General features: G+C 61.9%; 10 protein-coding genes. 6 read left to right on the forward strand and 4 right to left on the reverse strand.

The window, feature by feature from the left end; genetic code table 11:
* Window positions 1-61: 61 nt before the first annotated feature.
* Together boxC and B9Z43_RS07500 are read right to left on the reverse strand one after the other, a co-directional pair.
* The gene (boxC, locus tag B9Z43_RS07495) at window positions 62-1720 is read right to left on the reverse strand and encodes a 2,3-epoxybenzoyl-CoA dihydrolase (RefSeq protein WP_108324228.1); all 1659 of its coding nucleotides are present in this window, start codon (window positions 1718-1720) and stop codon (window positions 62-64) included.
* A 161-nt stretch (window positions 1721-1881) separates the two neighbouring features.
* The gene (locus tag B9Z43_RS07500) at window positions 1882-2796 is read right to left on the reverse strand and encodes a helix-turn-helix transcriptional regulator (protein ID WP_108324229.1); all 915 of its coding nucleotides are present in this window, start codon (window positions 2794-2796) and stop codon (window positions 1882-1884) included.
* Window positions 2797-2988: 192 nt separating this feature from the next.
* On the opposite strand from B9Z43_RS07500, the gene B9Z43_RS07505 reads away from it, so the two are divergent.
* Window positions 2989-4560, forward strand: a complete 1572-nt coding sequence (locus B9Z43_RS07505; RefSeq protein ID WP_108324230.1) for a 3,4-dehydroadipyl-CoA semialdehyde dehydrogenase — start codon at window positions 2989-2991, stop codon at window positions 4558-4560.
* A 64-nt stretch (window positions 4561-4624) separates the two neighbouring features.
* Window positions 4625-6190, forward strand: coding sequence for a benzoate-CoA ligase family protein (locus tag B9Z43_RS07510; protein ID WP_108324231.1), 1566 nt, complete (start codon window positions 4625-4627; stop codon window positions 6188-6190).
* A 47-nt stretch (window positions 6191-6237) separates the two neighbouring features.
* Here the strand turns inward: B9Z43_RS07510 and apbC are convergent, their stop codons facing one another.
* Complete coding sequence (gene apbC / locus B9Z43_RS07515) at window positions 6238-7326, reverse strand: iron-sulfur cluster carrier protein ApbC (protein ID WP_108324232.1); 1089 nt, start codon at window positions 7324-7326, stop codon at window positions 6238-6240.
* Between the two features lie 104 nt (window positions 7327-7430).
* On the opposite strand from apbC, the gene metG reads away from it, so the two are divergent.
* The 4 genes from metG (at window position 7431) to B9Z43_RS07535 (ending at window position 12392) form a co-directional block, all read left to right on the forward strand.
* On the forward strand, window positions 7431-9539 hold the full coding sequence (gene metG / locus B9Z43_RS07520; protein WP_108324233.1) for a methionine--tRNA ligase: 2109 nt from the start codon (window positions 7431-7433) through the stop codon (window positions 9537-9539).
* Window positions 9540-9554: 15 nt separating this feature from the next.
* Window positions 9555-11234, forward strand: a complete 1680-nt coding sequence (locus B9Z43_RS07525; protein WP_108324234.1) for a SulP family inorganic anion transporter — start codon at window positions 9555-9557, stop codon at window positions 11232-11234.
* A gap of 69 nt (window positions 11235-11303) precedes the next feature.
* The gene (locus B9Z43_RS07530) at window positions 11304-11507 is read left to right on the forward strand and encodes a DUF3460 family protein (protein WP_108324235.1); all 204 of its coding nucleotides are present in this window, start codon (window positions 11304-11306) and stop codon (window positions 11505-11507) included.
* Between the two features lie 33 nt (window positions 11508-11540).
* Window positions 11541-12392, forward strand: coding sequence for a ScpA family protein (locus tag B9Z43_RS07535; protein ID WP_108324236.1), 852 nt, complete (start codon window positions 11541-11543; stop codon window positions 12390-12392).
* 7 nt (window positions 12393-12399) lie between these two features.
* Here the strand turns inward: B9Z43_RS07535 and B9Z43_RS07540 are convergent, their stop codons facing one another.
* Complete coding sequence (locus B9Z43_RS07540; RefSeq protein ID WP_108324237.1) at window positions 12400-13398, reverse strand: NAD(P)H-dependent glycerol-3-phosphate dehydrogenase; 999 nt, start codon at window positions 13396-13398, stop codon at window positions 12400-12402.
* Window positions 13399-13412 lie beyond the last annotated feature (14 nt).

The following is a 13412-nucleotide window of genomic DNA, read 5'->3' on the forward strand; positions in this document are numbered from 1 at the left end:
GGTGGGGGAAAATTTCGGTTGCAGCGCGGACCACCGGGAACCACGCTGCACAACGCAACAATCAAACGCGGTTCATGTCGAACTGGACTTTTTCGCCTTTGCCGTAGACCTTCAGAGCACCCTTTTCGCCGACGGCGTTGGGGCGCTGGAAGATCCAGTTTTGCCAGGCGGTCAGGCGACCAAAGATGCGGGTGGCCATGTTTTCTTTCTGGGCAAAACGCAGGTTAGCTTCCAAACCGGTCAGCGCGTCAGGCGACATGGAAGAGCGCTCTTCCAGGGCCAAACGGATCTCGTCAGCCCAGTCGATGTCGTCTGGTGCAGCCGTGACCAAGCCCAGGGCCAAAGCGGCATCGGCGTCGAGCGCTTGGCCGATGGCGCCGCGTGCGGCTTCCATGGCGGGCACTTCTTCGTAGAAGCGGCGCTGCAGGCGGGTCTGGTCGTTGACCATGGGGAAGAAACCGAAGTTCATCTCGCTCAATTGGATCTTGGGGGCCTTGGCGGCATCGTCAGGCAAAGCCAACATGTAAGCGCGGTCGGCGCAGAAAGCCAGCTCGGCGAGTGTGCCGACAAAACATGTCCCCTCTTCGATCAGGGCGAACAGGCTGCGCGAAGACACGTCCATGCGGGCCAAGGTGCGGCGCAGGTGGCCAATCGTTTCACGCACCAACCAGTGGTCTTTGTGGGCCAGCAGGGTGGCGTCAGACGCCAACACGGCAGCCGCATCGCCCGAAGTCTTGAGCACCCAGGTGCCAATGTCGAGTTCGTTGGTGCGCATGTGCAAGATGGCGTCGTCGAGTTCGCGCACCATCTGCAGCGGCCACCAGTTCACGCCTGCGGCTTCGATGCCGGCGATGTCGGTCGGCTGCGCAGAGGCAGGGGCTTTGACGGTGAAAGTGGCGATGCGCTTGGCGCGGTCGATCTCCACGGTGACGTTGGTGTAAGTCAGGGCATCGGCTGCGATGGTGCGGTTCAACGGGGTCAATGCCACACCTTTGACACCTGCGGTGCGGATGCTGCCAGCGGCCAGTTTTTGAGCGCGGGCTTGCACGGCTTCTTTGAACACGGCGGGCTTGGCGATCGCGTCGACCAGACGCCAGTCCACGGCTTTTTGACCACGCACACCTTCGACGCTGGTGCAGAAAATGTCGGCCAGGTCGTGGCGCACATGGCGCTTGTCGGTCACACGGGTCAAGCCGCCGGTGCCAGGCAACACGCCGAGCAAAGGCACTTCGGGCAGCGACACGGCGCTGGAGCGGTCATCGACCAACACGATTTCATCGCAAGCCAGAGCCAGCTCGTAGCCACCGCCAGCGCAAGCGCCGTTCAGGGCCGCGACGAATTTCAGGCCGTCGTGCTTGCTGGAGTCTTCGATGCCGTTGCGGGTTTCGTTGGTGAATTTGCAGAAATTCACTTTCCAGCCGTGGCTGGACACACCCAGCATGAAGATGTTGGCACCGGAGCAGAACACGCGGTCCTTCAGGCTGGTCACCACCACCGAGCGCACTTCGGGGTGCTCAAAGCGGATGCGCTGCAATGCGTCGTGCAATTCGATGTCCACACCCAAGTCGTAGCTGTTGAGCTTGAGCTTGTAGCCAGGGCGGATGCCGGCGTCTTCGTTGATGTTGATCGACAAGGTCGCGATCTCGCCATCGAAGGCCAGGTTGATGTGCTTGTACTGTGAAGGGTTGGTTTGGTAATCAACCTGGAAAGCTTGCGTCATGTGAGTGTCTCCGTTGAGTGAGGTGGATCTTGATTTCAGTCAAAAAATGCATTTCAGTGCATGTTGCATTGAATTTTAGTGCAGGTTACCCGACCACGCAATATGCACTTTACTGCATTTAATTGGTATTTACCCTAGGAAATGCAATTTTCTTCCACCCATCAAATCGGCAGCGTCAAGTGCTGGCGAACCGAAGTACGCAAGGCTTCAAAAGCCTGGTCTTCGCTGCGGCCACTGGTGTTGATGGCCAGATCGGCTTTGGAATAAAAAGCCGAGCGCCCTTCCAGGATGCGCTTGAGGTCTTCCATGGCCTCACGGCTGGCGGCCATGGGGCGCATGTCGCCTTGCGCGGCCACGCGGCCCATGTGGTCAGCGGCATCGGCCTGCAGCCACACGGTGGTGCAGTGCGAGAGCAGCAAATTGAAGTTGGCCGAGTCCGACACCAAGCCGCCGGGCGTGGCGATGACCACTTCGGGGTAAATCTGGATCGCTTCTTCGAGTGCCCGGCGCTCGTAACGGCGGTACGCATTGGCGCCATACAGATTGTGGATCTCGCTGATCTGGCAACCGGCAAACTGCTCGATCTCGCGGCTGAGTTCAATGAACGGAAAGCCCAAGTTGTCGGCCAGACGCTGCCCCAGTGATGTCTTGCCTGCACCGCGCAAACCGATCAGGGCGATGCGGTTCTTGCGCTCTTGCGCATTGCCGCCTTCGCCAAACATTTCGCTCAGCTGCACACGGGCGCGGCGCAAATCGGCCTCGCTGCGCTTGCCCAGCAACTCACGGATCAGCAGCCACTCGGGCGAGGTGGTGGTCACGTCGCCCAACAACTCGGCCAAAGAACACTGCAAGGCACTGGCCACTTGCAGCAGCACCAGCACCGAGACGTTGCCCGTGCCGTATTCCAGATTGGCCAGGTGCCGCTCGGACACATCGGCGGCCACCGCCACGGCCCGGCGCGTCATGCCTTGGCGCGAACGCAGGGTGCGCACGCGCTCGCCCAGCGCCTCCAAGAATGGACTGCGCTTGGTTTCCGGCTCTGGTGGCGCCATCAATGTGGACTCTTGACTGCTCATGTTCAACTTTTGATCAAAGGCAAGGGAAAACCCTTAAATTTCAACAAACCCAAAACATGCACTTTACTGCATACTATCGGGCAAGCACAATAGTGCATCAACCACTGTTTATACCGCCAACTGGACAGCAAGAACAGTTTTTTGTTGCATGCCACGGCCTGCACACCCACACCACCTCTTGGAAAGTGCCCCATGACGACCTCATTGCTCCCCAACTTTTTCGCAGGCCGCTGGCAAACCGGCACCGGCGCAGGCACGCCGATGTTTGACCCGGTGCTGGGCACCGAGCTGGCCCGCGTGTCCAGCGCAGGCATCGACCTGGCCGAAGGCTTTGCCTTTGCCCGTGAGCAAGGCGGCGCGGCCCTGCGTGCCCTGAGCTACGGCCAGCGCGCAGCCCTCCTGACGAAAATCAACGAGGTGCTGCAAGCCAACCGCGACGCTTACTATGAGATCGCCACCGCCAACAGCGGCACCGTGGCCAAGGACTCGGGGGTGGACATCGACGGCGCCATCTTCACCCTGGGCTACTACGCCAAACAAGGCGCGGCACTGGGCGACGCGACGCTGCTGCTCGACGGCGAACGCATCCGCATGGCCAAGGACCCGGCCTTCCAGACACAACACATCCAGGTGCCCACACGCGGCGTGGCGCTGTTCATCAACGCCTTCAACTTCCCCAGCTGGGGCTTGTGGGAAAAAGCCGCCCCGGCCCTGCTTGCAGGCGTGCCCGTCATCATCAAACCCGCCACCGCCACCGCCTGGTTGACCCAGCGCATGGTCAAAGACGTGGTCGATGCGGGCGTGCTGCCCGTGGGCGCTTTGTCGGTGATTTGCGGCTCGTCCGCAGGCCTGATGGACCAGCTTCAGGCCTTTGACGTGGTGAGCTTCACCGGCTCGGCCGAGACCGGCAAGATCATCCGCAGCCACCGCGCCGTGACCGAGCTGTCGGTGCGCTGCAACATCGAAGCCGACAGCCTCAACTCGGCTCTTCTGGCACCCACAGCCACAGCAGACAGCGAAGCCTTCAAGCTGCTGGTGGCCGAAGTCGCCCGCGAGATGACCGTCAAGTCGGGCCAGAAGTGCACGGCCATTCGCCGTGTGTTTGTGCCGCGCGCCTTGTACCAAGCTGCCGCTGAAGCCATTGGCGCTCGCCTGGCCAAAACGACTGTGGGCAACCCACGCAACGAGACCGTGCGCATGGGCGCACTGGTGAGCCAGGAACAAAAGGCCAGCGTGCTAGCAGGACTTGCCCAACTCAAAACCGAAGCCACCGTGCTGTTTGACGGCAGCGCTGCGGGTCTGGTGGACGCCGACGCAGCCAGCGCCTGCGTGGCCCCAGTGTTGTTGGGCAGTGAGTCGCCCATGACCGCCAAAGTACTGCACGCGGTCGAAGTGTTCGGCCCCGTGTCCACCCTGATGCCTTACGACAGCATCGAAGAGGCTTACGCCATGATCCGCCGCGGCGAAGGCTCACTGGTGTGCTCGGTCTACAGCGAAGACCCGGCCTTCACCGCGCAAGCCTCGGTCGAGTTGGCCAGCAGCCACGGCCGGGTGCACGCGATTTCGCCCGACGTGGCAGCCCTGCACAGTGGCCACGGCAACGTGATGCCCATGAGCCTGCACGGCGGCCCCGGCCGCGCCGGTGGTGGCGAAGAGCTGGGCGGCCTCAGGGCGCTCAATTTCTACCACCGCCGCACTGCGGTGCAGGGCAGCTCACTCGCGCTGGACCAACTCGCGGCCCAAGGCGGCAAGCTGGCCCTCTGAGTTGCTGCAAAGCATTTGCCAAAACAATCCATTTGAAGAACACTGAGCCCCCGAGGAGACACCCATGACACGCCCCGTGACCCCACCACCCGCAGACTTCAACTTTGCCCAGCACCTGATCGCCAGCAACGCCGTGCGCGCCACCAAAACCGCCCTGATCGACGATGTGGGCACATTGACCTATGGCGAGCTGACCGAGCAGATCCGACGTTTTGCCGGAGGCCTCAAGGCCCTGGGCCTCAAGCGCGAAGAACGTGTGCTGCTGCTCATGCAAGACAGCAGCGACTGGATCGTGGCCTTTCTGGGCTCGCTGTATGCAGGCGTGGTGCCGGTAGCGGTCAACACCTTGCTCACGGCCGAAGACTATGCCTTCATGCTGAGCAACAGCCGGGCGCAAGCCGCGCTGGTGTCGGGCGCCCTGCTGCCCACCTTGCAAGCGGCGATGGATTTGGTGAAAACCGAAGTGCAGCATGTGGTCGTTTCGCGCCCAGCCGCAGCACTGGCACAAGGCCAGTTCAACATGGCCGACTTCGTGGCGCAAAACACCGCTGTGCTGCCCGCACAAACGCTGGCGGACGAGCCCGCCTTCTGGCTGTATTCGTCGGGTTCCACCGGCAAGCCCAAGGGCACCGTGCACAGCCAGGGCAACCTGTACTGGACGGCCGAGCTGTACGGCAAGCGCGTGCTGGAGCTCCAAGAAAGCGACACCGTGTTTTCTGCCGCCAAGTTGTTCTTTGCCTACGGCCTGGGCAACGCGCTCACCTTCCCCCTGAGTGTGGGTGCCAGCGTGGTGTTGATGGCCGAGCGCCCCACCCCCCAAGCCACTTTCAAACGCCTGGTCGACCACCAACCCACCGTGTTTTACGGCGCCCCCACCGGCTACGGCGGCATGTTGGCCAGCCCCGATCTGCCCGCCAAGAGCCAGGTCGCGCTGCGCCTGTGCTCGTCGGCCGGTGAAGCCCTGCCCCGCGACATTGGCGAGCGCTGGACGGCCCACTTCGGCTGCGAAATCATCGACGGCATCGGTTCCACCGAAATGCTGCACGTCTTCCTGTCCAACCGCCCCGGCGACGTGCGCTACGGTACGACCGGCAAGGCCGTGCCCGGCTACGAAGTGCAGCTGCGCAACGAAGACGGCAGCGTGGTCACCGGCCACAACGAGATCGGTGACCTGTACATCCAGGGCCCCAGCAGCGCCCTCATGTACTGGAACAACCGCGAAAAAACACGCGACACCTTCCAGGGCGTGTGGACCAAAAGCGGCGACAAGTACACCCGCGACCCAGAGGGCTACTACACCTACGCGGGACGCAACGACGACATGCTCAAAGTCAGCGGCATTTACGTCTCGCCATTTGAAGTCGAAGCCACGCTGGTGCAGCACCCGGCCATTTTGGAGGCTGCTGTGATCGGCAAGGAAGACACCGACGGCCTGACCAAGACCAAGGCCTTCATCGTGCTCAAAGCCGGTCAGAGCCTGACAGAAGCCGAAGTCAAAGCCTTCGTGAAAGAGCGCCTGGCGCCTTACAAGTACCCGCGCTTCGTCGATTTTGTGGCCGAGCTGCCCAAGACCGCCACGGGCAAGATCCAGCGCTTCCGTTTGCGCGACCTCGAAAACGCCGCACGCTGACACAAAAAAACCGGCCGAGGCCGGTTTTTTCATGGGCGTTCGTCAGATCAGGTGTCTTTGCTGATCTTGATGCTGGGGAACTTGCTAGAAAAGTCCTTGGCCTTGGCCGCGATCTTGATCGCCACCTGGCGGGCCACCGCCTTGTAGATCTGGGCGACCTCGCCGTCCGGGTCCGACACCACCGTGGGTTTGCCGTTGTCAGCCTGCAGACGGATCTGCATGTTCAAAGGCAAAGCGCCCAGGTAGTCGATGCCTTTGTCGGCGGCGTAGCGCTTGCCGCCGTCTTCGCCAAAAATGTGTTCCACATGGCCGCAGTTTGTGCACACGTGCACGGCCATGTTTTCCACCAGCCCCAAAATCGGCACGCCGACTTTGTCGAACATCTTGATGCCTTTTTTGGCGTCCAGCAGGGCGATGTCCTGCGGCGTGGTCACGATCACAGCACCCGTCATGGGCACGCGCTGGCTCAGGGTCAGCTGGATGTCGCCCGTGCCGGGGGGCATGTCCACGATCAAATAATCGAGTTCTTTCCAGTTGGTCTGGCGCAGCAGCTGCTCGAGCGCCTGGGTGGCCATGGGGCCGCGCCAAATCATGGCTTCGTCCTGGTCGACCAGAAAGCCAATGGACATGACTTGCACGCCGTAATTTTCCATCGGCTCCATGGTCTGGCCGTCTTCGCTTTCGGGGCGGCCTTCGATGCCCATCATCATGGGCTGGCTGGGGCCGTATATGTCGGCATCCAGCAGACCCACCTTGGCACCCTCAGCGGCCAGCGCCAGCGCCAGGTTGACGGCGGTGGTGCTTTTGCCCACGCCGCCCTTGCCCGAGGCCACGGCCACGATGTTTTTGACTTGCGGCAGCAAGGCCACGCCGCGCTGGGCGGCATGGGCCACGATCTTGCTGCTCACATTGGCCGACACATTGCTCACGCCCGCCACGCCTTTGGCGGCGGCAATCAGGGCTTGACGCAGGGCCGGGATCTGGCTCTTGGCGGGGTAACCCAGCTCGACGTCAAACGACACATCACCGCCTTCGACGGTCAGGTTTTTCAGGGTTTTGGTGGAGACGAAATCTTTGCCCGTGTTCGGGTCGATGACGGTTTGCAGGGCTTGCAGGAGTTGTTCGGGGGTCGCCATGGGGGTCGGACGCTTTCTGAGCTATCAAAGAGATGGGGCGCAGTTTACCGACAACTGCCCCCTGCACCCTCTAAAATCGCGGATTCCCCTACAAGTTGTCCACCATGTCTGCCCCTACCCGCCAGCTGTTTGTCACCACCGCCTTGCCTTACGCCAACGGCAACTTCCACATCGGCCACATCATGGAGTACATCCAGGCCGACATCTGGGTGCGGTTCCAGCGCATGCAGGGCAGCCAGGTCAACTTTGTGGGGGCCGACGACACGCACGGCGCACCGATCATGATCGCGGCCGAAAAAGCGGGCAAGACGCCCCAGCAGTTCGTGGCCGACATCGCCGCGGGCCGCAAGCCCTATCTGGACGGCTTTCACATCCAATTCGACAACTGGCACAGCACCGACGCGCCGGAGAACCACGAGCTGGCCCGCCAGATTTACCGCGACCTGCGCGACATCAGCACCGACAAAGGCGGCTCACTGATCGAAGTGCGCGCCGTAGAGCAGTTCTTTGACCCGCAAAAGAACATGTTCTTGCCCGACCGCTTCATCAAAGGTGAGTGCCCCAAGTGCCACGCCAAAGACCAGTACGGCGACAACTGCGAGGTGTGCGGCGCGGTCTACGCGCCCACCGACCTGATCAACCCGTTTTCGGCCCTCTCAGGTGCCAAGCCTGAGCTGAAGACATCAGAGCACTTTTTCTTCAAGCTGTCCGACCCGCGCTGCGTCGAGTTTTTGACCCAGTGGACGCAAGACGGCAAGCTCCAACCCGAAGTGGCCAACAAGGTCAAAGAGTGGTTCAGCGTGCGCACCAACCCGGACGGCACGACCAGCGAAGGCCTCGGCGACTGGGACATCTCGCGCGATGCACCCTACTTTGGCATCGAAATTCCGGACGCACCGGGCAAGTACTTCTATGTCTGGCTGGACGCGCCTGTGGGCTACCTGGCGTCGCTCAAAAACCTGCTGGACAAGCGTGGCGAGGACTACAACGCCTACATGGCCAACCCGGATCTGGAGCAGATCCACTTCATCGGCAAGGACATCGTCACCTTCCACACGCTGTTTTGGCCCGCCATGCTGCACTTTTCGGGTCGCAAGACGCCCAACAAGGTGAACGTGCACGGTTTCCTGACGGTGAACAACGGCGAGAAGATGAGCAAGAGCCGGGGCACGGGCCTGGACCCGCTCAAATATTTGAGCCTGGGCATGAACCCCGAGTGGCTGCGCTACTACCTGGCCGCCAAGCTCTCAGCCCGCAACGAAGACATCGACTTCAACGCCGAAGACTTCATGGCCCGCGTGAACTCGGACCTGATTGGCAAATTCGTCAACATCGCTTCGCGCTCGGCCGGTTTCATCGCCAAGCGTTTTGCAGGCCAGTTGGGCAGCGTGAGCGCTGACGGCCAAGCGCTGTTGAGCGCGCTGCAAGCGGCCACCCCCGGCATCACCGCGTTGTATGAAGAACGCGAATACGGCAAAGCGCTGCGCGACATCATGTTGCTGACCGACAAAGTCAACGCCTATGTCGACCAAAACAAGCCTTGGGAGTTGGCCAAGCAAGAAGGCATGGATGCCCGCCTGCACGATGTGTGCACCGCCTGCATCGAAGCCTTCCGCCTGCTGAGCCTGCAACTCAAGCCCGTGCTGCCAGCGCTGGCCGCTCAGGTCGAAGCCTTTCTGAACGTGACGCCCTTCGCCTTTGCCCAAGCGCAAAGCCTGCTGGGCGCAGGGCACGTCATCAACGCCTACCAGCACCTCATGCAACGCGTCACGCCCGAGCAACTCGAAGCCCTGTTCGAGCCACCGGCCGTGGTCGAGGAAAAGCTGATCCCTGGCGGCGAAGAGATCGCCCCCACCATCAGCATCGACGACTTCGCCAAGGTGGATTTGCGCATCGCCGAAATCGTCAACTGCGAACCGGTCGAAGGCTCGGTCAAGCTCTTGCGCTTGACGCTCAACGTGGGCGAGGGCCCGGACTCACAAGGACGTCCCATCCTGCGCAATGTGTTCAGCGGCATCGCCAGCATGTACAAGCCCGAAGACCTGATTGGCAAACTCACCGTGATGGTGGCCAACCTGGCCCCGCGCAAGATGAAGTTCGGCGTGAGCGAAGGCATGGTGCTGGCCGCCAGCCATGCCGACGAAAAAGCCGAACCCGGCATCCACGTGCTGCACCCCTGGCCCGGCGCCAAGCCCGGCATGCGCATCCACTGACAGCGGACACGCCCCATGAACTGGCTGCAAGCAACTCAGATTTTTCGTCCTCGTTTGCTCGACAGCCTGCACGGCTACAACCGCCAGAAACTGGGACAAGACATCGGCGCAGGCATCACCGTCGGCATCGTGGCCCTGCCACTGGCCATGGCCTTTGCCATCGCCTCAGGCCTCAAGCCTGAAGCGGGTCTGTTCACCGCCATCATCGCGGGCTTTTTGATCTCGGCTCTGGGCGGCAGCAAGGTTCAGATTGGCGGACCAGCGGGCGCTTTCATCGTCATCGTCTATGGCATTCTGGAACGCTACGGCTTGGCCAACCTGATTTTGGCCACCGCCATGTCGGGTGTGGTCCTTTTCCTCATGGGACTGTTCCGGCTGGGCAGCCTGATCCGCTTCATCCCGGTGGCGGTGGTCATTGGGTTCACCAACGGCATTGCGGTGCTCATCATGCTTTCACAGGTCAAGGACTTTTTTGGCCTGAAAGTCACGGCCATGCCTGCGGACTTTTTTGGCATGCTCAATGCACTCGCCAGCAACCTGGGCAGCACCAACTTGGCCGCCTTGCTGGTGGCCTTGGGCTCCCTGTCCTTGCTGGTGGGCTGGATGCGTTTGGGTCGACGCCTGCTGGAAACGCGCTACCAATGGGTCAGCACCATCCCCGGCTCCATCATCGCCTTGCTGTTTGCCACCCTCGCCAGCATGGCACTGTCCTTGCCAGTCGAGACCATCGGCAGCAAATTCGGCGGCATACCGGCCACCTTGCCCTCGTTTCACTGGCCCGCCTTCAGCTGGGACAGCGCCCGCTTTTTGATCATGCCCACGCTCACGCTGGCCTTGCTGGGCGCCATCGAGTCACTGCTGTGCGCCCGCATCGCCGACAGCATGGTGGACGACCGCCACAACCCCAACCAAGAGTTGATGGCCCAAGGCGTGGCCAACTTCGTGACGCCTTTCTTTGGCGGCATGCCGGCCACCGGCACCATCGCACGCACCGTCACCAACATCAAAAGCGGTGGCACCAGCCCCATCTCGGGCATGGTGCATGCGTTGACATTGCTGGCTGTGGTGCTGGTCGCCGCGCCCTTAGCGGGAAACATCCCGCTGGCCGCCTTGGCCGCCATCTTGATGTTCGTCGCTTGGAACATGGGCGAATGGCGCGAATTTTTGCTGCTGCGCCAGTACCGCACGCCTTACCGCATCACGCTGCTGGCGGTGTTTTTCCTCACGGTGGTGTTTGACCTCACGGTCGCGGTCGAAGTCGGTTTGGTGGCTGCGTGCATGACCTTCATCTACCGCATCTCCAGCCTGAGCCGCAGCGAGGCAGTCAGCCCTGCCGAACACCCCAATCTGGCAGCGCATGGCGCCAACATCCAAGCCTGGCGCCTTTATGGGGCGCTGTTTTTCGGGGCCGTCAAATTGATCGAAGAGATCGAAGACCAACTCAACACGCCCTTGCTGGTGGTGGACCTGAAGAACGTGATCTATGTGGACTCGTCAGGTGCCGACGCCTTGATGAACCTGATCCACACCTGCCGCAAGAAACAAGTTCAACTGATCGTCTGCGGCTTGCTGCACCAGCCACTGGACATTGCCCGCCGCAGTGGCCTGCTCAAGCACCTGGAAGGCCAGCTCGAGTCCGACCTGCCTGCAGGCCTGGCCCGTGCCGTCAGTCAGGCGAACGCCATGGACCGGTAAAATGCCCTGTGATACGGATTGGCAGACTCCAGGCCTGCCCGAACCCTTTGCTTTTTGAGTGAAAACACCATGTCCATATTCCGCCGCCCCGACTACCAGTCCGACACCACCCAGTTCATCAACCAGCTCAAGACCCAGCGCCCTGAACTGAATGCCCAGCAACAAGAAGGCCGCGCCCTGTTGTGGGACAAACAGCTGAGCCGCGACGAGCAGCAAGCCTTCAAGGCGGGCCGCGTGGCCCAAAAACCCTACGTCTACCAGACCCAGGCCTGATCTGAGGCCTTGCGCCTTGGCATCGCGACACCCATGAGCACCCAAGCCACCGAGCTGCCCCAGCCACTGGACAGCACGCCTGCGCCCATGCCGCAGGTGGTGGACCAAGTCGCCTTGGCCCGCCTTTACGGCGAGCCCCTGTTTTCGATGCCCACCGACCTGTACATCCCCCCGGATGCGCTGGAGGTGTTTCTGGAGGCCTTCGAAGGGCCGCTGGACTTGCTGCTGTACCTGATCCGCAAGCAAAACTTCAACATTCTCGACATCCCCATGGCCGGCGTGACGCGCCAGTACCTGAGCTATGTCGATGAAATCCGCCAGCACAACCTGGAGCTGGCCGCCGAATACCTGCTCATGGCCGCCATGCTGATCGAGATCAAATCGCGCATGCTGCTGCCGCCCAAGAAAGTGGCCGAAGGCGAAGAAGCCGAAGACCCTCGAGCCGAGCTGGTGCGCCGCCTGCTCGAATACGAGCAGATGAAGCTCGCCTCGATGCAGCTCAACCAGATCCCGCATTACGGCCGGGACTTCATCAAGGCCGAGGTTTACATCGAACAAAGCCTGCAGCCGCGCTTTCCGGATGTGAACCTGGACGAGCTGCAGTCGGCCTGGCGCGACATCATCAAACGCGCCAAACTGGTCCAGCACCACAAGATCAGCCGCGAAGAACTCAGCGTGCGCGAACACATGAGCATCGTGCTCAAGCACCTGCAAGGCCGAAAATTTGTGGAGTTCGAAAACCTGTTCGACCCCACCCTGGGCGTGCCGGTGTTGGTGGTGACTTTCATCGCCTTGCTGGAATTGGCCAAGGAAACCCTGATCGAGATCACCCAGGCCGAGGCCTTCGCACCGATTTACGTGCGGCTGGCTTACACGCCCAACTGAGGCGGGATCAAACCGATTCGCCGCGTGGGCCACGGCCCATCAAGACCTGCACCGCTTCGCGCGCCTGCAGTCGACCATCCAGCAGGGCCACCACCGCTTCGGTGATCGGCATGTCGACCGACAGACTTTGCGCCCGCTGCCAGACGGTGCGGGCGCTGTACACGCCTTCGGCGACATGGCCCAGCGAGTCCACGGCCTGCGCCAGCGTCAGGCCCTGGGCCAACAATAAACCCACTTTGCGGTTGCGGCTCAAATCGCCGGTGGCTGTCAGCACCAGGTCGCCCAAGCCCGACAAACCCATGAAAGTTTCGGCCTTGGCCCCCAGGGCCAGGCCCAGGCGGGTCATTTCGGCCAAGCCGCGGGTGATGAGCGCGGCGCGGGCATTGAGCCCCAGGTCCAGGCCATCGCACAAGCCTGTGGCAATGGCGAGCACGTTTTTCACGGCACCGCCCACTTCCACGCCCACGATGTCGTCGTTGGCGTAAACGCGCAGGGCTGAGCCATGAAAGGCTTGCACCAAGGCATCGCGCACCGACGCATGTGGGCTGGCCGCCACCAAAGCGGTGGGTTGGCCTCGGGCCACTTCGAGCGCAAAGCTGGGGCCACTCAAGGCACCGGCTTGTAAATCGGGGGCTACTTGGGCTTGCACTTCGTGCGGCATGAGGCCGCTGCCGGATTCAAAACCCTTGCACAGCCAGGCCACAGGGCCAGGCACGTTTTGCAAAGCCTGCAAAGTGCCGCGCAGGCCCGACATGGGCGTGGCGACGATGAAAAGGTCTTGTGCCTGGGCTTGCGCCACCAGCGGCGCCAATGGGCCGCTGAGGATGCTCAGGCTGGGAGGCAAATCCACGCCCGGCAGGTACCGGGCGTTTTGGCCCTGATCCCGCAGGGCTGCGGCTTGCGCCTCATCGCGGGCATGCAGACGCACATCGTGACCACGGATGCGGCAAGCAGCCATCGCAATGGCTGTGCCCCAGGCGCCTGCGCCAATGACCGTGATGCGCATCCGCCAATGCCCTG

This window comes from Limnohabitans sp. MMS-10A-192, from assembly GCF_003063335.1.
GTDB lineage: Bacteria > Pseudomonadota > Gammaproteobacteria > Burkholderiales > Burkholderiaceae_C > Limnohabitans_A.